Source organism: Pseudomonas sp. LAM2023, from assembly GCF_016620375.1.
GTDB classification, from domain to species: domain Bacteria; phylum Pseudomonadota; class Gammaproteobacteria; order Pseudomonadales; family Pseudomonadaceae; genus Aquipseudomonas; species Aquipseudomonas anuradhapurensis.
Map to the genome: position 1 here is coordinate 257,078 of NZ_JAENHV010000009.1, position 21,720 is coordinate 278,797.

The window sequence follows — 21,720 nt, forward strand, 5'->3', positions numbered from 1 at the left end:
GTGCAGACCGATGCCTGCGCACGCAAGGGCACCCAGGTGGTGCAGCAAGCCGTGCAGGTGATTGAACAGATTTCCCAGGAGCTCAACGACGCCGCTCGCAGCATCGACGCGGTGAGCAAACAGTCGGATGTGATCGGCCAGATCGTGCTGACCATCCGCGGGATTGCCGACCAGACCAACCTGCTGGCGTTGAATGCGGCGATCGAGGCGGCCCGCGCCGGCGAGCACGGGCGCGGTTTCGCCGTGGTAGCCGATGAAGTGCGCAGCCTGGCGGCGCGGACCAGCAAGGCCACCCTGGACATTGTCGATGTGGTGCGGCAGAACCATGACCTGTCATTGTTGGCCGTGGCCAGTATGCAGTCCAGCCTGACCCGCACCGGGCATGGCGTGGCCCTGGCCAACGAGGCCGGCACGGTGATCATGGAAATTCAGCAGGGCTCCCGGCACGTGGTGGATGCCATCAGCCAGATCAGTTCGACGCTGCAATTGCACTGAGCGCATCGCCCAGTTCGCCTTGCAGGGCCTGCAAGCTGTGTTCCAGGTGCAGGCGTAGTTCCGCCGTTGGCAGGCCCTGGTCGTGGGCCTGTTCGATGGCTTCGCAGGCTTTGACCAGTGTGCGCATCCTGAGCATCTTCGCGCCGCCCTTGATCCGGTGGGCCAGGGCGCGCACAGCCTCGGCGGGGGCGTCTGCGGCCAGTGCGCGCAACGCGGCCAGGTCTTCGCTGACACTTTGCGACAGCTGTTCCAGCAAATGCCGCGTCAGTTGTTCATCGTCCTGGGTCAGGTGGCGCAGCTCGCCCAGGTCGAACCCGCTGACGGGGCTTGCCGGCGGCTGTTGCCCGGGCTGGGCCTGGGGTAAATGGGTCTTGAGCGTACGCAGGCCGATCGGTTTGAACAGGCATTCGTCCATGCCGCTGGCCAGGCAGCGGGCGCGCTCCTCTGCCTGGGCGTTGGCGGTCACGCCGAGAATCCGGCAAGGTGCCAGGCCGCGCTCGCCCTCGAGGCTGCGGATACGGCGGGTCAACTGGTGGCCGTCCATGACCGGCATGCTGCAATCGGTAATCACCAGGTCGAAGTGCGCGGCTTGCCAACGTGCCAACGCGATTTCGCCGTTTTCGGCCAATGTCACGCTGTGCCCCAGGCTGTGCAACTGGCGCTCCAGCAACAGCAGGTTGGCGGGGTAGTCGTCGACCACCAGTATGTTCAGCGGGCCGCTGCTGCTTTCCAGTGGCGGAGCTTGCTGTTCGGCCTGGATCGGTGCTGCACCGGCGGGCAGTTGCAGCTTGACCTGCACCTTGGTGCCCACACCTTCGACGCTCTGCAAGCTCAAGCTACCGCCCATCAACTCGACCAAGGTGCGGCTGATGACCAGGCCCAGGCCCGCGCCCTGACGGGCCCGGGGGCCGTCGGCCTGGACGAAGGCATTGAACAGCCGGGCTTGGTCGGCAGGGCTGATGCCGATGCCGGTGTCGCGCACCGTCAGTTCCACCGTCAGTTGGTCGCTGTCGCAGGCCAAGAGCAGCAGGCTGGCCTGGACCTCGCCGCGGTCGGTGAACTTGATGGCGTTGCTGATCAGGTTGGACAACACCTGCTTGAGGCGCAGCGGATCAGCCAGGACCCAGAGCGGCGCAGCAGGCAGTTCGCTGTGCAGATGCAGACCTTTGGCCCGCGCATTGCCTTCGAACACCCGTACACAGGCCCGTATCAGCTCGACCAGGTTGGTGGGCACAGGCTGCAGCGTGATGTGCCCGGATTCGATACGTGAGATGTCGAGAATATCGCCAATCAGCTCAAGCAAGCCGATGGCCGAATCGTGCGCGGTCTGCAGTGTCTGGGTGTCGCAGTGGCCGCTGCGGCTGTCCTCCAGGGCCAACTCGAGCAAGCCGATCACCGCATTCATCGGGGTACGGATTTCATGGCTCATGGTGGCCAGGAAGGTACTTTTGGTCTGGCTTGCCTGTTCGGCGTCGTCCTTGGCCTGACGCAGTTGCTCCAGCAGGCCTCGGCTGAGTGCCAACTGCGCTTGCAGGGCATGCTGGGCCTCGGTGCGCTGGTTGATCAGTTTGCGCAGGTAGCTGTTCCAGAACACCACCCCGGCCAGCAGCAAGGCCGACAGCACCAGTACCTGCAGGGCCAGGGTGCGGTAGTCGCGCCAGGGGCTGTCGCTGACCAGAGTACTGGTGCGCCAGCGGTTGATCAGCTGGTCCAGCTCGTCCGGGGGGATGCTTAGCAGGGCCTTGTCGAGGATCGCCTGCAGCTGCGGCTGGTCTGCGGCCACGGCAAAGGCCGCGACGGCTGGGTCGTCGTCGAGCACACTGGCGATGCGCAAGCGGTCCTTGAACACATGGCTGATGTAGTAGGCGGCATTGATATGGCTGCTCAGGGCGACGTCGGCGTCACCGTTGGCCACGGCTTCCATCAGGCCGAGCGGGTTATCCACTTCGACCAGCGTGGCCTGGGGGTAGCGCCGCTGCAACATGGCCCGTTGCGGCGAGCCGCGGACCAAGGCAATGCGCTGGCCCTGCAGCGTGTTGGCCTGGGTGGGTGAAGCGGGTTTGTTGCGGGTGACCAATACCCGCGGGCTGACCAGGTAGGGGCGGGTATAGCGCAGTTGTTTCGAACGGTCCGCACCGTAACCCAGGGCACCGATCATCTGTGCATCGCCGTGCATCAGGCGTTCGATCATTGCGTGCGCCGAAGGGCTTTCGACCGGCTTGAAGCGCAGCCCCGTGCGCAGCGATATCTGCTTGAGCAAATCGAGGGTGATGCCGCTGGGGTGATTTTGGGTATCGTTGAAGGTCAGTGGTGCCAGCGAGGTATTGACCAGTACACTGACATTGGGGTTGGCGGCGATCCAGGCCTCCTCTTCGTCGGTGAGGGCGGCGAGGTGGCGTTGCAGCAGCAGGCTGGTATTGCCGCTGCTCCAACGGCGCAGGATGTTCAGGCGCTCGCTTTCGCTGATGCGCGCCAGCGCCTCGTCGACCAGCCGATGCAGGCGTGGGTTGTCGTTGGCCAGGGCGAAGGCAAACGCCCCGGGCGCGACCTGACAGAAGTGGTCGATCTTCAACAGGCCCTGGTAGCTCTTGCCAATCGTGAAATCGGTACTGATGGCATCGCCGAGGTAGGCATCGGCCTCACCCAGTTCCACGGCAGCCAGGCCCGCGAGGGTGGAGCGATACAGGCTCAATTGCGCCTTGGGGTACAGGGCCCGGACACTGCTGGCGGGCAGGTAGTGGTCGACCATGGCCAGGCGCAGGCCAGCGAGATCGGAGCCGCTCTTCAAGCGCTGCCCCTCGCGGGTGACGATTACCGGCAGGTCATCAGCGTAGGGGGCGCTCAGGCTGAGCTGGGCATCGGCTGCCTCGAATGCGTTGGAACTGCCCAACAGGTCGATACGGCCATCGCGCAGTGCAGCGATGGCTTCGTGGCGGCTGTCGAAACGGCGCACTTCGATATCGACACCCAGCTGTTCGCCAATGATGCCTGCATAATCGGCGCTGAGGCCTTCATAGTCACGTTGGCTGACATTGATTTCCAGCGGTGGATAGTCGGGCCGCGAACTGCCCAGCAGCAGGCGCTGGCGTTGCTGCAACCATTGCCGGTCGTCGCTGGAGAGCGCCAGTGGTGCGGCGGCGCTGACCGAGCGGGCCAGCAACTGGCGGGGCTCGCTGTCGGCCAGCAGCGCACTGGAACTGGCCAGGGCGCTGACCAGAAGGGCGCTTGCCAGCAGGCGCTTCATGGCAAGGGCACGCTCACTGGACGCTGTTGCGTTTGGCCAGGTCGACCATTTCCACCAGGGATTCGGTCTTGAGCTTTTCCATGATGCGGCCCCGGTAGGTGCTGATGGTCTTGGCACTGAGGTTCATGCAAGTGCCGATGTTCTTGTTGTTCTCGCCGCGCGCCAGGCGCCGCAGCACTTCCATTTCACGGTTGGAGAGGCTGGCCAGGCGCACCGACTCGCTTTCCAGGGAGTTGCTGTTGACCGACATCGTGGGAAGGTCGAGTAGCCCTTGACCAAGGCCTTGAGGGCAAACAGCAATGCATCGTGGTCTTCTTCCTTGGTGACGAAGGCACCGATCCCTGCGTCCAGGCAGCGCCGCACGTACAGGTCGGTCGCCTGCCCGGTCAGGACCATGATCTTGGGCACGGGCTCCAGGCATTGCAGGCGTTTGATCACTTCCATGCCATCCAGGCCGGGCAGGCCGATATCGAGAATGACCACATCCGGGCGCAGTTCGCGCGCGACCTGCGCCACTTCACTGCCATTGCCGACCTCACCGACGACATCGAAGCGCTCGCGCTCGAGCAGTAGGCGCAAGGACAGCCGGACGATGGGATGGTCGTCAACGATCAGCACGGTTGTCATGAAGGAAACTCCTGTCGGGATGTGGTCCGCTTCCTGGAACACTCAGGAATACGTCTGAACAAGGGGGTTTATCGGAAGCGCTGCACGATACGACCATTCCCGAAGTTTGGTAATGCCGAGTATAGATGTGTTGAAAGTCCCAGTACTTGTTGTTGAAAATTCCTACAAATATGGGAAACATCACCCTACCAAAGCGGTGATGTCCACTTGTTGAGGCTGGTCAAGCGCAGGCGCCATGCGCCTTGTTCACCCGCAGGGTCGAGGCAGGGTTGTTGGCCAGTGCCTGGCCGACCCGCGTCGGGCGGACCACCAGCTGGCCGGTGCAGTTCGGGCAATGCCCGTGGAAACGGGTTTCGGCACAGGTGCGGCAGAACGTGCATTCGAACGAGCAGATCAACGCATCGGGGCTGTCACCCGGCAGGTTGGTATCGCAGCACTCGCAGTTGGGGCGTAGATCCAGCATTGGCATGACTCCTGTCGCAGGTCGGAACATGGAGTCTGCTATGCCTGCGGCGGACCTGGCAATGCTCAGTTCCCCGGGCGATACAGATGGGCGTGTCCGGCACGGTACAGGGCCGACTCGGCGAACGGTGTGTCGCCCAGGACATGCCCGACCAGGATCAGCGAGGTACGCTGAAAGTCCTTCGCTGCTACACGCTCAATGATATCGCCCAGGGTGCCACGCACCCAATCCTGGTCTGGCCAGGTGGCGCGATGCACCACCGCCACCGGGCACTGTGCGCCGTAGTGCGGCAGCAGTTCATCGACAATGCGCGGCAGGTGCCGGACCCCCAGGTGAATCGCCAGCGTGCTGCCATGCCGCGCCAGGTCGGCCAGTTGCTCGCCGGGTGGCATTGGCGAGCTGTCGCCATAGCGGGTCAGGATGACCGTCTGGGCGACTTGTGGCAGGGTCAGTTCGCAGCCGAGCAGGGCGGCGCTGGCCGCTGTGGCAGTGACCCCGGGAACGATCTGGTAGTCGATGCCCAGCGCCTGCAGCTGGCGAATCTGCTCGCCGATCGCGCCATACAGGCTGGGGTCGCCGCTGTGCACCCGGGCCACGTCCTGGCCTTGCTCGTGCGCGCTGCGCATGGCGGCGATGATTTGCTCCAGGTGCAGTTCGGCGCTGTTGATCACGGTCTCGGCCTGATGCCCCTCGAGCACCGCCGCAGGGACCAGCGAGCCGGCATAGATGATCACCGGGCATTGGCGGATCAGCCGTTGCCCCTTGACTGTGATCAGTTCCGGGTCGCCGGGGCCGGCGCCGATGAAATAGACCGTCATGGAAAGTCCTTGCAGAAAAGTGCCGGTGAAATCTTCAACAGGCCAGGGCGAGGGTCGCCGGGCCCAGTACCTGACGCGTCAGCAGCAACCTGGCGGTGCCACTTCGCTGGCTGGCCAACGCCAGGGCTGCGCTTTCTGCCACGCCCCAGCAGCCGCTGTGGGCATGGGCCGCAGCAGAGTGGTGGCTGAGCTGCGCCTGGTAGGCGTGTAGTTGCGCGGTAGGGTACAGCACCAAGGGCACGGCGAGGTGTTCGGCCAGCTGTTGCAGGCCGGGTTCGTCGGCCTTCAGGCTGATGCTGGCGATGCCATGCAGGTCGGCCAGTGCCAAGCGCTGAGTGCTCAGGGCCTGGCGGAGCAACGCTTCCAAGGCCTCCGCCGGGCAACCCCGGCGGCAGCCGAAGCCGGCATAGAAGGCCGCCATCAGGCCTGCTTGGCGCGGCGGAACAGCCAGGCGCTGAGCAGGCCCAAGGCCAGCCAGAAGGCGGCGTTGGTCAGCCACGAGGCGAGCTTGAACTGGGTTTCCAGCGCTTCGGGAGCCAGGCTTTCATGCACCTCGGGCTGTGGCGCGCCAATCACATGCGGGACCACCAGCAGGGCAACGCCCAGCACTTTCAGCAGCCAGTGGCGGGCGAACACCAGCAAGGCCAGGCCCAGGGCGGTAGCGCTGGCCGTGCCGATCCACCAGGCCTGGCGTTGGCCCAGGTCGGCGGCAGCGGTGCCTGGCAGCTCCGGCGGCAGGCCCAGGGTCGGGGCCAGGCAGAACACGGCGAAACCGGCCAGGCCCCAAAGTGCACCGGTGCCGATACGCCGCGGTTCGCGCAGGCTGTAAAGGGCGGCCAGGATCAGGGCAAAGCCGACTGCAACCACCAGGTTGCCGCCGGTGGTCGACAGCACGCGTTGCCAGCCGTCTTCCGGTGACCAGGCTTCGGCGCTGTGCTCATGGGCCGGCACCTCGCTGCCATGCTCGTGGTGAGCCACTGGTACCGACGACTCGTAGGTTTCCGCCTCGAGAATCAGCGGGGCGACCCAGAAGCTTTGCAGCAGGGTCAGCAACAAGGCCGCTAGCAGCCCGCTGAAGCCCGCGGTTCGGGCAATGCGCATGATCATCAGGCGTTCTCAGTGGCAGGGGAAGGCGGCGCTGTGGCGGGTGTCGTGAGCGGCGTTGTGCACGGCCTCGATGTGTGAGAAACCGGCGAAGTACACCAGGCACAGGCCCAGCAGGCTAGCGCCGACGGCGATGACGACACGCTGGCTGAGCGTGACGGGGGTGGCAAGGCTGTGTGGCTTGGCGCTGGTGACGGGCATGACGCGTTCCTCTGCTGTTTGGGCAACGGGCAAGCGCGGCAGCCCTGGGCGTATCTGCCCAGGGGGATGCAACAGCGCCCGCCCACCGCGGGGTGTTCATGAACGCCAGGCCGGTCTCCGGGCTTGCGAGGAGGAGCCAGGCTCCTGGAAAGCATCGCCTTCCCATGCCCGACTACAGGGCACAGTGGTATTGACGCTTCGCTCGCTTACCGTTGCGGGGGCAGCACCGGCTTTGTCCGGCCCTGCTGGAGGGCCTGTGACGCACCGGTTTCCCGTTTCACCCCTAAGGGGCACCTGAACGCGAGGTGTAAGAAGACCATGGGGCGGGCCTGGCGTCAATTGCCAAATGCCTCTGGGACCGTGTATTGACCAGCGTTGTGCTGGTGTCGCGAAGGGCTGCAAGGCAGCCCCGGGAATGTTCGGATGGCTGATCAGCCACGCGCAAATGCCGCCAGCTTGTCGCCATCCAGGCGATAGCGCACCCACTCATCCTGTGCCTCGGCCCCCAGCGATCGGTAGAACCCGATCGCCGGCTCGTTCCAGTCCAGTACGCTCCATTCAAGCCGTCCGCAGTGGTTGGCTACCGCTTCGCGGGCAATGTGCCGCAACAGTTGCCGACCGGCACCGTCGCCGCGTTGTTCAGGGGTCACGTACAGGTCCTCGAGATAGATACCGTTGCGCCCCAGCCAGGTCGAATAGCTGTAGAAATACACGGCAAAGCCGATTGCCCGGCCATCGCGCTCGCAGATCAGGCTGTGCACCGTGCTGCCTTCGCCGAACAGGCTGTGCTCGATATCGGCGACGCTGGCGATGACCTCGTGGCGGGCACGTTCGTACTCGGCCAGTTCGGTGATGAAGGCCAGGATCTGCTCGGCATCGGTGCGTACGGCAGGGCGAATGGTGACGGTCATGGTAAAGGCTTCCTTGGGCTCGTGGTGGCGGTACAGTAATGTGTATCTGAATAATTTATTGGAACTGTACCAGTCGCGAAGAACACAACTCCGCTAGTGTGGCAGCACCGATGAAGAAAATGGAATGCCCGCCATGCTTGCCTCTGCCGACCTGCTGACCGCCTTTGTGCTGTTCGCCTTCGTATCCTCGATCACGCCAGGGCCCAACAACACCATGCTGCTGGCGTCGGGGGTGAATTTTGGCGTGCGCCGCTCGATTCCGCACGCCATGGGCATCAGTGTCGGGTTCATGCTCATGGTGTTGGCCGTCGGCCTGGGCCTGGGTGAGGTGTTCAAGGCCTGGCCGATGCTGTACACGGTATTGCGCTACAGCGGCGCTGCCTACCTGCTGTACCTGGCGTGGAAGATCGCCACCTCCGGGCCGGTCGGCACGGCCTCGACCAGCGCCGGTAAACCGCTGGGGTTCTGGGGGGCTGCGGCATTTCAATGGGTCAACCCCAAGGCCTGGGTGATGGCGGTGGGGGCCATTACCACCTACACGCCGGCACAGGGCTATGTGGCCAACGTGATTGTCATTGCCGCCTTGTTCGCCCTGGTCAACCTGCCCAGCGTAGGGGTGTGGGTGATGTTCGGCAGCGCCCTGCGCAAGCTGTTGCAGAACCCGCGCTGGCTGATGCTGTTCAATGTCCTGATGGCCTTGCTGCTGGTGATTTCACTGTACCCGCTGCTGTTTGTAGAATCGGCATTTTCCTGACCCCGCGAGTACAGTAAGCCGATGCAGTTGATCCCCTGGTCCCATGAATGCACCGAAGGCTTCACCCTGCGTGGCTGGCGCACCCCGGCCAGTGGCCGGCCGTTGCTGCATTTCTTGCATGGCAACGGCTTTTGCTGCCTGGCTTATCAGCCGTTGCTGCTGCGGCTGGGCGAGCATTTCGACCTGTGGCTCAGCGATGTCCAGGGCCATGGCGACAGCGACCATGGTGGAACGTTTCGTGGCTGGAACCGTACCGCTGAGATGGCGGTGGAGGCTTTCGCAGCCGGGCGGGGCGAGTATGGTGACGTACCGCGATTTGCCGTGGGGCACAGCTTCGGGGGCGTGCTCACGGGCTTGATCCTGGCCAGTGAGCCGCAACTGTTCAGCCGTGCCGTGCTGCTTGATCCGGTGTTGTTCAGCCAGCGCATGCTCGGAGTAATGGGCGCGGCCGCATTGCTTGGCCTGCACCGGCGCCACGCGCTCGCACGCAAGGCCGCCAGCCGCCGCAGCCACTGGCCTGATCGAGAGACGGCGCTGGCTTCGCTGCACGGCCGCGGTATTTTCAAGGGGTGGACCGATGCAGCGTTGCAAGCCTATGTCGAGCATGCCATCGGTGATTGCGGTGAAGCGGTGGTACTCAAGTGCCGGCCCAGCCGCGAAGTGGAAATATTCAGCTCATTCCCGCGTCGCCTTTGGGCCAGCCTGGCGGCGATCCGCACACCCACGCAGGTCTTGTATGGCGAGCACACCTATCCCTTCGTGCCACATTCGGTCAAGCGCCTGACCGCGCTCAATCCTCAGGTGAGCGGCAAGCAGGTTGCTGGTGGGCACTGCTTCATGCAGGAATATCCCGAGGCTTGTGCCGATGCCGTGCGGGCCTTCCTGCTGTAGCAGCGGTCGGGATAGTGTTCCCAGACAGCACTGGGCAGGACCGCGTGCGCAACCTTGGGTTGCCCGAGCCGACGAACATGACTCGTCAGACCCCGCTACAGTGATTGATATCGCGGTACCCGGAGCATCCGATAGCGCATGCCGTGTCCTTCTGATTGTCCTTTGGGTAGAACGCTGCATGTCATTTCTGTCGGCTACTGCTTGATTGGCGTCGTTGGTAAGGTGATTCCAGCCAAGAGAGGAGCCTTCTCATGAAACGTATACTGGGTATCCACCGCAGCCCCCACGCCCATTGGGTGGGTGATGGCTTCCCGGTGCGTAGCCTGTTCACCTACGACAACCTGGCCAGCCAGATCAGCCCGTTCCTGTTGCTGGATTATGCCGGCCCTCATTCGTTCACCCCGACCAGCGCGCGGCGCGGCGTCGGTCAGCATCCTCACCGTGGCTTCGAGACCGTGACCATTGTCTACCAGGGCGAGCTGGAACACCGTGACTCCACTGGCGCTGGTGGCTTGATCGGCCCCGGTGACGTGCAATGGATGACCGCTGCCAACGGTATCCTCCATGAGGAGTTCCATTCCGCAGGTTTCGCCCGTAGCGGCGGTATGCTGGAAATGGTTCAGCTGTGGGTCAACCTGCCGGCGCGTGACAAGCGTGCAGCCGCCGGTTACCAGACGCTGCTGGCCAAGGACATCCCGGTGGTGACGCTGGACGGCGAGGGCGGTAGCCTGCGGGTGATCGCCGGTGACTATGTTGGGCACTCGGGGCCGGCGCGAACCTTTACGGCCATGGATGTCTGGGACTTGCGCCTGAATGCCGGTGCCAATCTACGCCTGCCGGTGGCCGCCGGGCGCAACGCGGCGCTGGTGGTGTTGCGCGGCACTGTGCGAATCAACCATGAGCGTGAAGCTGGCCCGGCCAGCCTGGTGTTGCTTGATCGGTCGGGTGAGGATGTTGTCGTCGAGGCACTGGATGGCGCCAGCGTGCTGCTGCTCAGCGGTGAGCCGATCGATGAGCCGATCGTGGGCTATGGTCCGTTCGTGATGAACAGTCAGGCGGAGATTGCCGAGTCGTTCGATGATTTCCATGCCGGGCGGTTCGGGCAGATGCACGAGGCGCGGGGCCCGGCAAAACCTTGATGGATGGACCGGTACCGTTGACAAGGCCGGTACACGCAACGCATTTGCTGGCATGATGCGGCCATGCCCAAGCTCACTTGCCTGCACAGGGTGCACCGATCGCTGCCCGGCGCCAGCCACCACACCCTGTGGCTTCGCTACCGTGCCCCTTACCATTGGCCGTCGACCCTGGCGTTCCTTGCCGCCCGCTGTATCGCCGGTGTCGAGACCTGTCTGGACGGCACTTACAGCCGAACCTTGGTGGCTGCCGGTCGGCATGCGGTTGTGCACGCTACGCCTTCGGCTAGGCAGTGCCTGCGCATCCGTGTTGAAGGCGTTCCGGCCCGGGCGCTGCCAGGTCTGATCGCCAGGTTGAGACGGGTCTTCGACCTGGATGCCGACCCCGCGCAGATCAACGCCGGGCTTGCCCGCGATCCGCTGATGGCCCGCTTGCTGCACAAGCGTCCGGGCCTGCGCGTGCCACAAGGCTGGGACGCTTGTGAGCAAGCCATGCGCACGGTGCTCGGCCAGCAGGTCAGCGTGGCCGGGGCCATGACCCTGGCCGGCCGCCTGGTGCAACGCTACGGTGAAGCCCTGCGCCTGGCCGTGCCGGGTTTGAGTCACGTTTTCCCGGCGCTGCCGGTATTGGCCGCTGCACAGTTCGAAGACATGGGCATGCCGCGTGCACGCGCAGCGACCCTGGCCACGCTGGCCAACGCCTTGCTCGCCGAGCCCGGACTGCTGCGGCGCGGGCAGCCGCTCGATGTGCTGCTGGGCAACCTGTACCGGCTCAAGGGTATCGGCCCTTGGAGTGCGCACTATCTGGCGCTGCGCCAGGTCGGCGCGGTCGATGCCTTGCCGTTGGGTGACGTGGCCTTGGTCAAGGCGTTGCGCAGGCTGGAAGGCGATCAAGCGCAGCTCGCCGAACGGGCTCTGGCCTGGCGGCCATGGCGGGCCTATGCAGCGCAGCACCTGTGGGCATCGTTGGGGACTGACGAGACCGCTCGTCGTTAAGTCTGCCATTACAACTGAACACTCGGCGCGCCCCGACAATCTTCCACTAAGGTGCTAAAGGATTCCCGCATGATCATTGCCTGGGCGCTATGGATGTTTACCCCAGCATGCGCAATATCAATTGGCACCCTGCCTGACAAAAGCGTACTCACACACAACAGGCCATCCACAGAGAGGGTCATACCATGTCGTTGATAGGAGTTTCGATGCTGGAGATGCGGCAGATGATCGAGCAGGCCTGCCTGCCCGACCGCTGTGAAGTCAGCTGCCCGGACGGCGCCAACCTGATCATCCGCCTGGGTCAGGGCCAGAGTCTCGATGAGGGCGTGACCCTGAGCGGAGTTCCGCTGCAAAGCCTTAACAGTTGCCGCGACCTGGTCAACCTGGTTGGGCAACTGCACGCGCTGCGTGACAGTCAACCCACACCCCTCAAGGCGATTGCCTGAGGGGGCATTTGCGCTCCGGTCAGCCCAGGCTGGCCGGACGCACATATTCTGGCATCAGGCCGTTGAACCAGAACAGGATCATCGCCACCAGGATGGTCACCAGCAGCAACAGACCTAGCCCCCACACACAGGTCGCGAACAGCAGGGCCTGTTCTTTCTTCAGTCGCAGGAAGGTCTGCAACCCGCCATACAGCAACACACTGGCATACGCCGACGCTGCCAAAAGCGCGACCACTGCCAGCCAGCGGATCGGCAGCAGGCCGACCGCCCCGGCAAAGAACCATGGCGTTGCGCAGTAGGCGGCAAAGCCGATGCACTGGTTGAGGCTGGGCTGGGCATCGAAACCTCGCGACATCCAGCGAATCATCACTCCCATCAGCATGACCCCGACCACCGTGGTGGCGTAGAGCAAGGCGGCCAGCTGCGCGGCACTGGCCAGGCTCAGGCGCACCCGCTCCTCGGCCGCCAGGCTCCAGCCGAACGTGGTGGTGCCGACGAACAGGCAGACGGCAGGGATCAACGCCAGGGCCAGCAGACGTGGCAGGTATTGCTGCGGGCGGTCTTCTTCGGCCCGGCGGATGTCCAGCCAGGCGTCGGCGGGGTGGGTGAAGAGCTTGAGCAACGGGCTGTTCATGACATTCTCCGGCAGGCGTGGGCTCTTTTGTATGGAGACGCGCCGTGCCCGGCAGGTTCAGCCGGGTTGGCCACCGTTGATCGGCTTCACTGCAGTTCCAGCAGCAGGTTCAGCCCGCCATCCCCGCACTTGCCCTGGTCGCGGACCACGCCGTGGTAGCTACGCCCATCCCAGACAAACGCCACGCTGTGGGCGCGCTCCACCTTGTCGGGCAAGGGCGGGCAGATGTGCAGGCGCAGGCCTGGGCGACCTTGCAGGTTGAGGGCGGCAATCTGGCACTGGCATTCCATGCTCTGCGCGACCGGGCCGAACAGGGTGTCGCGCACGTAATCGAGCTGCAGGGAGGCATTGGGCGCGCGGCAGGGCATTTTCATGGTCGCGCTGCTCCGGTGCAAAGGCGGCTGGCAGAGTACAGGTAGGGCATGGCGGGCTCCCGGCTGAAAATGGCATGGCCTATCTTTTGAAGCTTGCCAGGCCAAGATGTTCAACCTGTTTCATGCGCGTTCATCCAGTTTGCGCCGATGCTGCAGCCCAGGCCCGGTTCAGCGCCCGGCCTTGCGCAGGGTCAGGTTGATGCGCCGTTCACCCAGGCGCGGATGCACGCCGGGCTTGATCGGCAGCACGCCATGGAAGCGCAAGCGGTCTGTGCCACCCCAAACCAGTACATCGCCATGGCTCAGGGCGATGCGCCGGGTCTTGTCGGCGCGCTGCAAGCCACCGAACAGGAACACCGCCGGCAAACCCAGCGACAGTGACACGATCGGCTGGCCGAAGTCCTGCTCATCGCGGTCCTGGTGCAGGCTGAGGCGGGTACCGGGGAGGTAATGATTGACCAGGCAGGCATCCGGCACGAAACCGTCGAAGCCGGCCAGGGCCGCCGCGCGGTTGGCCAAGGCAAGCAGTACCGCGGGCAGGGCGGGCCAGGGTTGGCCGCTGAGCGGGTCGCAGTGGCTGTAACGGTAGCCCTGTTCATCGCTGACCCAACCCAGCGTGCCGCAGTTGCTGAGCGCTACGGCCATGCGCAGGCCACCCGGGGTGTACATGTGCCGGAACGGCGCGGCACGCAATACCGGGCGCAGGGCGTCGAGCACAGGCTCGACTTCAGCCAGGGCGAAGCCGGGCAGCAGCACGGTGTGGCTGGCCAGGCGTTGCGCCTGGGTGCCGAACAGGTCGAGGTCGGACTGGATCATTGGCTGAAGTATCGGGCCGGGTAGCAGCCATTGTACTGCGCTTGATGGGGCTGGCCTATTCATGCCCACCCCGCTGCAAACGATACATTATCGATAGTTTGCCATTTATTCATTATTATCAATCTCTTATTAGATTCTCTTAATGTTGAAGATCATTATCTGCACGGCCTGTCGACCAACGGCAGGTTGACGAACGCGCACAGTTTTGCTGTATTGAAACCGGTTTCATCGCTACCACAACAATCATAAGGAACAGCCCATGACCGACGCGCCTGCCCATGCCCGTGAACGAGTCACCATCAGCGAAGTCGCACGTGTCGCGGGCGTTTCCAAGGCCACCGTCTCGCGTTATATCGGTGGCGATCGGCAGTTGCTGGCCGAAGCCACTGCCAAGCGCCTGGAGCAGGTCATCGAGCGCCTCGGTTACCGCCCCAACCAGATGGCTCGTGGCTTGAAGCGCGGTCAGACGCGGCTGGTCGGCATGCTGGTAGCCGATATCCTCAATCCCTATTCGGTGGCCGTTATGCACGGCGTGGAAACCGCCTGCCGCCAGCACGGCTACAGCCTGGTGGTATGCAACACCAACCGCGACGACGAGCAGGAACGTCACCACTTGGTGGCATTGCAGTCGTACAACGTCGAAGGGCTGATCGTGAACACCCTCGGCCATCACCCCGGTGAACTGCTCAATCTGCAGCGCGACATCCCCATGGTGCTGGTCGACCGCCAACTGCCCGAGCTGAATGTCGACCTGGTGGGGCTGGACAATGCCGACGCGGTCGAGCAGGCCCTGGACCACCTGCAAGCCCAAGGCTACCGCGATATCCTTGCGGTCACCGAGCCGCTGGATGGCACCAGCTCACGCCTGGAGCGGGTTCAGGCGTTTGCCGCGTCGATCGGCCGTCGCCCTGGCATGCGCCAGCAGGTGCTGGAGAGCACCCCTGCCTTGAATGGCCAGCTGGCTTCGTTTCTCGCCGGTAATGGCCATGGCCCGCAGGCCATCTTCACTTTCAACGGCATCGCCACCCTGGCCGTGACCCGGGCCCTGCACGACGCCGGCTGCAATCTGTTCGCGGACGTCGGGCTGATTGCCCTGGACGACCTCGACTGGTACCCCTTGGTCGGCAGCGGCATCACCGCACTGGCCCAGCCCACCGAGCGTATCGGCGTGGCAGCATTCGACAGCCTGCTGGCTCGTCTGCGCGGCGGTAACGGTGCGGCCAGGCGCATCGACTTCAAGGCCAACCTGATCATCCGCGGTTCAACTCCCCGACAGTAACCAACGGCAGGTGACTGCCTGCTGGTGCCGTCAAAAAATGAAACCGGTTTCACAAGGACAACAACAATGTACGCGAACCCCGTTTCCATCAGCCTCTCCAGTTACGGTGCCGATTTTGTCAGGCAGCGTGGCCAGGAGCAGTTCCTTGACCTGCTGGCTGCCGCTGGCGTTAGCCGGGTGGAATTGCGCGAGGAACTGTTTACCTGTGCACCGGATACTGCAGCGCTGGCTGCGGCCATTGCCACGCTGCGCCTGGACTGCGTGTATTCCACACCACTTGAACTGTGGACGGCGCGAGGCCTGCCTGACCCACAACTGGTGCACAAGCTGGCAACCGCACACGCCCTTGGCGCGGTGGCACTCAAGGTTTCCCTGGGGCACTACCGGGAAGGTTGCGATATCGCGGCCCTGGCACGGCTGTTGCCAGGGCCCGGGCCGGTGTTGCTGGTGGAGAACGACCAGACCGTGCAGGGTGGCAGAATCCAGCCGCTGCAGCAGTTTTTCCAGCGTGCGGAAGACCATGGGCTGAGCCTGGGCATGACGTTCGACATTGGTAACTGGCAGTGGCAGGGCGAGCCTGCCCGGCAGGCCGCACGCCTGCTCGGCCGCTGGGTGCGTTACGTGCATTGCAAAGCCGTGCAGCGCCTGGCCGATGGCCGCCTGGTTGCCGTACCACCCCAGGCCGCGGACCTGCAGGAATGGGTTGCGCTGCTGGCCGAGTTCGTCCCCGGTGTGGTGCGCGCTGTCGAATATCCCTTGGCCGGCGATGATCTGCTGGTGCTGACCCGCACCCACGTGCGCAACTTGTCGGCGCTGGGGCGGCGTGCAACAGCGCACGAGGAGCCGAGCCATGCATGAACATGACGTGCTGTGTTTCGGTGAGACCATGGCCATGTTCGTCGCCGAGCAGACCGGTGACCTGGCCAGCGTCGACCAGTTCGGCAAACGCATCGCCGGTGCTGACAGCAACGTGGCCATCGGCCTGGCGCGGCTTGGCTTCAAGGTCCGCTGGCTGAGCCGGGTGGGTGACGATTCGCTGGGCCGTTTCGTGCTCGACAGCCTGCGCCGCGAAGGCCTGGATTGTTCGGGCGTGGAAGTCGATGCCAGCTATCCCACCGGCTTCCAGCTCAAGGCCCGCTGCGACGATGGCAGTGATCCGGCAGTGGAGTACTTCCGTCGTGGCTCGGCGGCCAGCCGACTGTCGCCGGCAATGATTCGCCCGGGCTGGCTGCAGGCTCGCCACCTGCACGCCACCGGGATCCCGCTGGCTCTGTCGGAAGGTTCTCGGGCGCTGTCCCATGCCCTGGTGGATGGCATGCGCGCCGCCGGGCGCAGCATTTCCTTCGATCCCAACCTGCGTCCCTCGCTGTGGCCTGACCAGGGCAGCATGGTGCGCGAAATCAATGCCCTGGCGGCCAAGGCTGACTGGGTGTTGCCAGGCCTGGAGGAGGGCCGGCTGCTGACCGGCCAGCAGACTCCGGCAGACATCGCGGCGTTCTACCTCGACCTGGGGGTGAACCGGGTGGTGATCAAGCTGGGCGAGGCGGGTGCCTACTTCCGCGGTGCCGAAGGCGAAGGCCTGGTCGCGCCGGTGCCGGTCAGCCGCGTAGTGGACACCGTCGGAGCCGGCGATGCCTTCGCTGTCGGCGTGCTCAGCGCGCTTCTGGAAGGCCTGCCCATGGCCGAGGCGGTGGCGCGTGGCAACTGGTGCGGCAGCCGCGCCGTGCAGTCGCGGGGCGACATGGAAGGGCTGCCGCTGCGCCATGAACTGGAGGCCCACGACCTGCGCAGAAGTGCCTGAACAGCTCATACCTCGAATCACCTGTTGCAACAAAAACAACAAGCTCAGGAGAAACACCCATGCAAAAGCACAACCTGGCCTCGCGCCGCTGGTGGTACATCATCCCGATCGTCTTCGTCACCTATAGCCTGGCGTACCTGGACCGCGCCAATTACGGCTTCGCCGCCGCTTCCGGGATGGCCGAAGACCTGCACATCACGCCCGTACTGTCGTCGCTGCTGGGGGCGCTGTTCTTCCTCGGCTACTTCTTCTTCCAGGTACCCGGCGCTATCTATGCCGAGAAGCGCAGTGTGAAGAAGCTGATCTTCGTCTGCCTGATCCTCTGGGGCGGCCTGGCCACGCTCACCGGTATGGTCAGCAACGTATACATGCTGGTCGGCATCCGTTTCCTGCTCGGGGTAGTGGAGGCGGCAGTGATGCCGGCGATGCTGGTGTACCTGTGCCACTGGTTCACCCGTGCCGAGCGTTCGCGTGCCAATACCTTCCTGATGCTTGGCAACCCGGTGACCATCCTGTGGATGTCGGTGGTGTCGGGCTATCTGATCAAGCATTACGACTGGCGCTGGATGTTCATCATCGAAGGCCTGCCTGCGGTGGTCTGGGCGTTCTGCTGGTGGCGCCTGGTCGACGACCGCCCGGCCCAGGTGGACTGGCTGAGCGAGCAGGAAAAGACCGCCCTGCAGCAGGCGCTGGCCGCCGAGCAGCAAGGCATCAGGCCGGTGAAGAACTACCGCGAGGCGTTCCGTTCGCCGCAAGTGATCATCCTCGCGCTGCAGTATTTCTGCTGGAGCATCGGCGTATACGGCTTCGTGCTGTGGCTGCCGTCGATCCTCAAGCAGGCGGCCAAGGTCGATATCGTACAGGCCGGCTGGCTGGCGTCAGTGCCGTACCTGGCGGCGGTATTGGCCATGGTTGGCGTGTCGTGGGCCTCTGACCGCCTGCAGAAGCGCAAGCGCTTCGTCTGGCCGCCGCTGCTGATCGCCGCCGTGGCCTTCTATGGCTCGTACGCCTTGGGTAGCCAGCACTTCTGGCTATCGTACGCGCTGCTGGTGCTGGCCGGCGCCTGCATGTACGCACCCTATGGGCCGTTCTTCGCGATCGTGCCGGAAATCCTCCCGGCCAATGTCGCTGGCGGCGCCATGGCGCTGATCAACAGCATGGGGGCGCTGGGCTCGTTCGGCGGTTCGTGGCTGGTGGGCTACCTCAATGGCGCCACTGGTGGGCCCGGTGCCTCTTACCTGTTCATGTGTGGCGCGCTGCTTGCCGCAGTGGCGCTGACCGCCGCACTGGACACTTCCCAGACGTCCGGCCGAGCCAAGCGCGGCGGTTCGCGTCTGGCCATGAGCCAATAGGAAACCTGCGATGAAGAAGCGAATCGTGTTGTACAAACGCCTGTCCGACGACCTGATGGCGCGCCTGCAGGCGCGCGTCGAGGTGACCCAGGTGGATATCAACCAGCCCGACGGCCTGGCCCGCCTGCGCGATGCCTTGCCGACGGCGCACGGGCTGCTGGGGGCCAGCCTGCGGCTGGACGCTGGCCTGCTCGACCTGGCACCACTGCTGGAAGTGGTTGCCAGCGTTTCGGTCGGTGTGGACAACTATGACATTGCCGAGCTGAGCCGGCGTGGGGTGATGCTGACCAACACCCCCGACGTGCTCACCGAGACCACCGCCGACACTGGCTTTGCCTTGATCCTCGCCACGGCCAGGCGGGTTGTGGAACTGGCGAACTGGGTTCGCGCCGGCCATTGGCAGGGGAGTCTGGGCGCAGCGCATTTCGGTTGTGATGTGCATGGCAAGACACTGGGCATCGTCGGGATGGGCCGCATTGGCGAGGCCTTGGCCCGGCGCGCCGCGGCTGGCTTCGGTATGCGTGTGCTGTATCACAGCCAGCGGGCCAAGCCCCAGGTGGAGGCGCGTTATGCTGCGCGTCAATGCAGCCTGGACGAGCTGTTGCAGCAGGCAGACTTCGTATGCCTGACCGTGCCGCTGAGCGCCGCCACCGAAGGCCTGATCGGTGCACGGGAGCTGGCGCTGATGAAGCCTGATGCCATCCTGGTGAACATTTCTCGCGGGCGGGTGGTGGATGAGGTCGCGCTGACTCAAGCACTGCGCGAGCGGCGCATACGCGGCGCCGGGCTGGATGTGTTCGTGCAGGAGCCGTTACCGCTGGACTCGCCACTGCTGCAGCTCGACAACGTGGTGGCGACCCCGCATCTTGGCTCGGCGACCGAGGAAACCCGCCAAGCCATGGCACGTTGCGCGGTGGACAACCTGCTCAGCGCCCTGGCGGGTGAGCGGCCAGCGAATCTGGTCAATGAGCTGCGCAGGGCTTGAGCGCAACGGGCCGCCATGCGGCCCATCGCCAGCAAGCCAGGCTCCCACAGGTACCGCACCGGCCTCGAGTGGAGCGCGCTCGAAGTGGGGGCTGGCTTACCGGCAGTTGCCCGCCTTGTGATAACCAGCCGCCTGCGCCTCACCCTCGGTAGCGAACGTGACCTGGTTCTTCGCCGTAACCTGGGCATACCCCGGGCAGCCGTTGGCCAGGTGATAAACGTGGCTGTTGCGGTTGCCAAGCACTGGCCCCAGCGACCCGCCGCTGGCCAGGCTCGGCTTGGCTTCGGCCTTGGCGGGCTTGGCCGTTACCGCCTGCACCACGCCGCTACCCACCGGCTTGTAGTCGGCTGTCCATTTGCGCTCCCCGGTCACGAACGGGTTGCTGTGCCCCATGATCGCAGCAATGCGGCGATCGCGCTCTTTTTCCCAGGCCGACACCGGGTATTGCCTGTCCCAGGCCATCAGCACCTGTTGCTGCTGGCGCGACAGGTTCAGCTTGTAGCGGTCGTACATGTAGAACGTCGTGCGCGCGACCAGCCCCTTGACTTCGTCCCGTGGCTCGGCAGCACGCTGCACGAAATCGACCTTGGTGCTGCACTGCCCGTATTGCCCGGCATTGCCATTGACCATGGCGTAGTTGAAGTTGCTGCGGTCACCGTTGACCTCGCCCACCGCCGGGTACAGGTTGAACAGGTCGGCTTCCATGGCGCGAAACACCGGGTCGTCGTCCACGCAGTGTTCGCGGCCGCCATTCTTCCAGCATTGGCGCTGGTTGCCGAAGGTGTAGGCGGGCACGATGTGCTCCCACTCGGTGCGTTCGGCGCGATTTTGCTGCTTGCGTGCCTGGTAGCCGCATGAGGCGGTATCGATACGCCCGCCGGACTTGCCCACCCAGGTCCACTTGCAGCCGCAGTACAGCTCGCCCATGGCGCTGCTGGCCTGGTCCATGTAGACCTTCTGCTTGGCCACTACCTTGGCTTCGGTGAAGGTCGCTGGCGGATTGGCCAGCGCAGGAAGGTTGAAGGAAAACAGTAAGGTTATGGCGTAAAGCAGTGATTTCATGGGGAAAACATATTTCAGGGAGGGGCTGGCATTGTAATGGTTTCGCCGAGGCTGACCAGCCCGCTGAACTTAATGCCCGCCTTTCATCCGCCGCGCCGCCAGGTAGATCAGCAGGCCGACCAAGGCGGCCGCCGCGCCGATGTAGCCGGTGCTGGTCCAGCCCATGCCGGCGCTGATCGCCATGCCACCCAACCATGGCCCAAGGGCATTGGCCAGGTTGAAGGCCGCATGGTTCGATGCTGCCGCGAGGCTCGGCGCTTGATGAGCGATGTCCATCAGGCGGATCTGCAGCGGTGCTGCCAAGGCAATCATGGTCCCGACCAGGCCAATGCCGAGCAGCAGGCTCCACAGTGCCTGGGCAGCGAAGGTGAAGAACAGCAACACGGCCATCGACCACATAAGCACCAGACCCACGGCGCGGAACTGCAGGCGATCGAACAGCTTGCCGCCAGCCAGGTTGCCGACGATGCCGCCTACGCCGAACGCAGCCAGGCCGAACGGAATCCACTGCGGCGACACCCGGGTCACCTGCAACATGGTCGGCGCCAGGTAGCTGAACACGCAGAACATACCGGCAAAGCCGATCGCGGCGATGGCCAGCGCCATCCATACCTGCGGCAGGGTAAAGGCTTGCAGTTCCTTGCGCGGGTCGCTGCGCACTTCATCGTGGCGCTGGGGCACGAAACGCCAGACCAGCGCCAGGGTGCACAGGGCGATAATGCCCACCAGCACGAATGCCGAACGCCAGCCGAAATACTGGCCCAGTAACGTGGCGACCGGGTTGCCGAGCAGCATGGCCAACGTCAGCCCCAGCATTACCCGTGCCACAGCCCCGGCCCGTTGGTTGTTCGCCACCATGCTCGAGGCAACCACCGCCGCGATACCGAAATAGGCACCATGGGGCAGGCCACTGATGAAGCGGAAAGCGACCAGGCCGCCGAACGAGGGGGCGAAGGCGGTCGCCAAGTTGCCGAGGGCATACAGTGCCATCAATAACAGCAACATGTGCTTGCGTAGCAGCCGGGCACCGAGAATGGCCAGTGTCGGGGCGCCGACCACTACCCCCAATGCATAGGCGCTGATAGCGTGGCCTACCTGGGGCTCACTCAGCTGCAGGTTGCTGGCGATGTCCGGCATCAGGCCCATGATGGCGAACTCGCCGGTGCCGATGGCAAAGCTGCCCAGCGCCATGGAGGCTTCCATTTTCACGACGGTACTTTTGTGCGGGAGAGGCGCTGATTCCTGAACTGACATCTGAATCCTTGTTGAAACATGCTGAAACGTTCAAGTCGGGGATCATAGTCAATTCAGGGCGGCAACGTCGATGAAAT

22 protein-coding genes, 2 pseudogenes and 1 riboswitch are annotated in these 21,720 nt (G+C 64.3%); of the genes and pseudogenes, 11 read left to right on the top strand and 13 right to left on the bottom strand.

The features are described 5' to 3' along the window. Positions 1 to 63: 63 nt before the first annotated feature. Positions 64 to 495 (top strand): annotated as a pseudogene (locus tag JKP78_RS25335) (methyl-accepting chemotaxis protein); the annotation flags it as partial. Here JKP78_RS25335 and JKP78_RS01205 read toward each other — a convergent pair. The 8 genes and pseudogenes from JKP78_RS01205 to JKP78_RS01240 all read right to left on the bottom strand — a co-directional run bounded on the left by JKP78_RS01205 (position 470) and on the right by JKP78_RS01240 (position 7,863). After that, a complete protein-coding gene (locus JKP78_RS01205) occupies positions 470 to 3,739 on the bottom strand; it encodes a transporter substrate-binding domain-containing protein (protein WP_186685814.1) in 3,270 nt (1,089 codons plus the stop codon). The pseudogene JKP78_RS25335 and the gene JKP78_RS01205 sit on opposite strands and share 26 nt — an antisense overlap. A 13-nt stretch (positions 3,740 to 3,752) precedes the next feature. Continuing rightward, positions 3,753 to 4,366 (bottom strand): annotated as a pseudogene (locus JKP78_RS01210) (response regulator). Between the two features lie 220 nt (positions 4,367 to 4,586). Beyond that, complete coding sequence (locus JKP78_RS01215) at positions 4,587 to 4,829, bottom strand: DUF1272 domain-containing protein (protein ID WP_186685820.1); 243 nt, start codon at positions 4,827 to 4,829, stop codon at positions 4,587 to 4,589. A 65-nt stretch (positions 4,830 to 4,894) separates the two neighbouring features. Further along, positions 4,895 to 5,647, bottom strand: coding sequence for a precorrin-4 C(11)-methyltransferase (gene cobM / locus JKP78_RS01220; RefSeq protein ID WP_186685823.1), 753 nt, complete (start codon positions 5,645 to 5,647; stop codon positions 4,895 to 4,897). Between the two features lie 34 nt (positions 5,648 to 5,681). Continuing rightward, a complete protein-coding gene (locus JKP78_RS01225) occupies positions 5,682 to 6,068 on the bottom strand; it encodes a cobalamin biosynthesis protein (protein WP_186685826.1) in 387 nt (128 codons plus the stop codon). Further along, a complete protein-coding gene (locus JKP78_RS01230) occupies positions 6,068 to 6,754 on the bottom strand; it encodes a CbtA family protein (protein ID WP_186685829.1) in 687 nt (228 codons plus the stop codon). Before JKP78_RS01230 ends, JKP78_RS01225 begins: the two co-directional genes overlap by 1 nt. Positions 6,755 to 6,763: 9 nt before the next feature. Continuing rightward, on the bottom strand, positions 6,764 to 6,952 hold the full coding sequence (locus tag JKP78_RS01235; protein ID WP_110742999.1) for a CbtB domain-containing protein: 189 nt from the start codon (positions 6,950 to 6,952) through the stop codon (positions 6,764 to 6,766). 91 nt (positions 6,953 to 7,043) lie between these two features. Further along, positions 7,044 to 7,265: riboswitch (cobalamin riboswitch) on the bottom strand. A gap of 118 nt (positions 7,266 to 7,383) precedes the next feature. Beyond that, positions 7,384 to 7,863, bottom strand: coding sequence for a GNAT family N-acetyltransferase (locus JKP78_RS01240; RefSeq protein ID WP_186685831.1), 480 nt, complete (start codon positions 7,861 to 7,863; stop codon positions 7,384 to 7,386). A 124-nt stretch (positions 7,864 to 7,987) separates the two neighbouring features. On the opposite strand from JKP78_RS01240, the gene JKP78_RS01245 reads away from it, so the two are divergent. The 5 genes from JKP78_RS01245 to JKP78_RS01265 all read left to right on the top strand — a co-directional run bounded on the left by JKP78_RS01245 (position 7,988) and on the right by JKP78_RS01265 (position 12,086). Next, positions 7,988 to 8,617: a LysE family translocator gene (locus JKP78_RS01245; RefSeq protein WP_186685833.1), complete on the top strand. Its 630-nt coding sequence runs from the start codon at positions 7,988 to 7,990 to the stop codon at positions 8,615 to 8,617. A 21-nt stretch (positions 8,618 to 8,638) separates the two neighbouring features. Beyond that, positions 8,639 to 9,508, top strand: coding sequence for an alpha/beta fold hydrolase (locus JKP78_RS01250; protein ID WP_186685835.1), 870 nt, complete (start codon positions 8,639 to 8,641; stop codon positions 9,506 to 9,508). Positions 9,509 to 9,759: 251 nt separating this feature from the next. After that, complete coding sequence (locus JKP78_RS01255; RefSeq protein ID WP_200625879.1) at positions 9,760 to 10,647, top strand: pirin family protein; 888 nt, start codon at positions 9,760 to 9,762, stop codon at positions 10,645 to 10,647. A gap of 63 nt (positions 10,648 to 10,710) precedes the next feature. Continuing rightward, the gene (locus JKP78_RS01260; RefSeq protein WP_200625880.1) at positions 10,711 to 11,640 is read left to right on the top strand and encodes a DNA-3-methyladenine glycosylase family protein; all 930 of its coding nucleotides are present in this window, start codon (positions 10,711 to 10,713) and stop codon (positions 11,638 to 11,640) included. Between the two features lie 185 nt (positions 11,641 to 11,825). Next, a complete protein-coding gene (locus JKP78_RS01265) occupies positions 11,826 to 12,086 on the top strand; it encodes a DUF1652 domain-containing protein (RefSeq protein ID WP_186685841.1) in 261 nt (86 codons plus the stop codon). 19 nt (positions 12,087 to 12,105) lie between these two features. Here JKP78_RS01265 and JKP78_RS01270 read toward each other — a convergent pair whose 3' ends face one another. The 3 genes from JKP78_RS01270 to alkB form a co-directional block, all read right to left on the bottom strand. Continuing rightward, a complete protein-coding gene (locus JKP78_RS01270) occupies positions 12,106 to 12,720 on the bottom strand; it encodes a Yip1 family protein (RefSeq protein WP_200625881.1) in 615 nt (204 codons plus the stop codon). An 86-nt stretch (positions 12,721 to 12,806) separates the two neighbouring features. Beyond that, entirely contained in the window at positions 12,807 to 13,094 is a 288-nt protein-coding gene (locus JKP78_RS01275) for a hypothetical protein (RefSeq protein WP_170030093.1), read from the bottom strand. 168 nt (positions 13,095 to 13,262) lie between these two features. Beyond that, on the bottom strand, positions 13,263 to 13,910 hold the full coding sequence (alkB, locus tag JKP78_RS01280; RefSeq protein WP_200625882.1) for a DNA oxidative demethylase AlkB: 648 nt from the start codon (positions 13,908 to 13,910) through the stop codon (positions 13,263 to 13,265). Positions 13,911 to 14,169: 259 nt separating this feature from the next. On the opposite strand from alkB, the gene JKP78_RS01285 reads away from it, so the two are divergent. The 5 genes from JKP78_RS01285 to JKP78_RS01305 all read left to right on the top strand — a co-directional run bounded on the left by JKP78_RS01285 (position 14,170) and on the right by JKP78_RS01305 (position 19,327). Then, entirely contained in the window at positions 14,170 to 15,189 is a 1,020-nt protein-coding gene (locus JKP78_RS01285) for a LacI family DNA-binding transcriptional regulator (protein ID WP_186685849.1), read from the top strand. Positions 15,190 to 15,255: 66 nt separating this feature from the next. Further along, on the top strand, positions 15,256 to 16,047 hold the full coding sequence (locus JKP78_RS01290) for an AP endonuclease (protein WP_186676882.1): 792 nt from the start codon (positions 15,256 to 15,258) through the stop codon (positions 16,045 to 16,047). Further along, positions 16,040 to 16,990: a sugar kinase gene (locus JKP78_RS01295; protein ID WP_186685851.1), complete on the top strand. Its 951-nt coding sequence runs from the start codon at positions 16,040 to 16,042 to the stop codon at positions 16,988 to 16,990. Before JKP78_RS01290 ends, JKP78_RS01295 begins: the two co-directional genes overlap by 8 nt. A gap of 59 nt (positions 16,991 to 17,049) precedes the next feature. Then, the gene (locus JKP78_RS01300) at positions 17,050 to 18,342 is read left to right on the top strand and encodes an MFS transporter (protein ID WP_186685853.1); all 1,293 of its coding nucleotides are present in this window, start codon (positions 17,050 to 17,052) and stop codon (positions 18,340 to 18,342) included. Between the two features lie 10 nt (positions 18,343 to 18,352). Beyond that, on the top strand, positions 18,353 to 19,327 hold the full coding sequence (locus tag JKP78_RS01305) for a 2-hydroxyacid dehydrogenase (RefSeq protein ID WP_186685855.1): 975 nt from the start codon (positions 18,353 to 18,355) through the stop codon (positions 19,325 to 19,327). 96 nt (positions 19,328 to 19,423) lie between these two features. On the opposite strand, the gene JKP78_RS01310 is transcribed toward JKP78_RS01305, so the two are convergent. Both JKP78_RS01310 and JKP78_RS01315 read right to left on the bottom strand, forming a co-directional pair. Further along, the gene (locus JKP78_RS01310; protein WP_200625883.1) at positions 19,424 to 20,389 is read right to left on the bottom strand and encodes an endonuclease; all 966 of its coding nucleotides are present in this window, start codon (positions 20,387 to 20,389) and stop codon (positions 19,424 to 19,426) included. A 69-nt stretch (positions 20,390 to 20,458) separates the two neighbouring features. Then, entirely contained in the window at positions 20,459 to 21,643 is a 1,185-nt protein-coding gene (locus tag JKP78_RS01315) for an MFS transporter (protein WP_186685858.1), read from the bottom strand. Positions 21,644 to 21,720 lie beyond the last annotated feature (77 nt).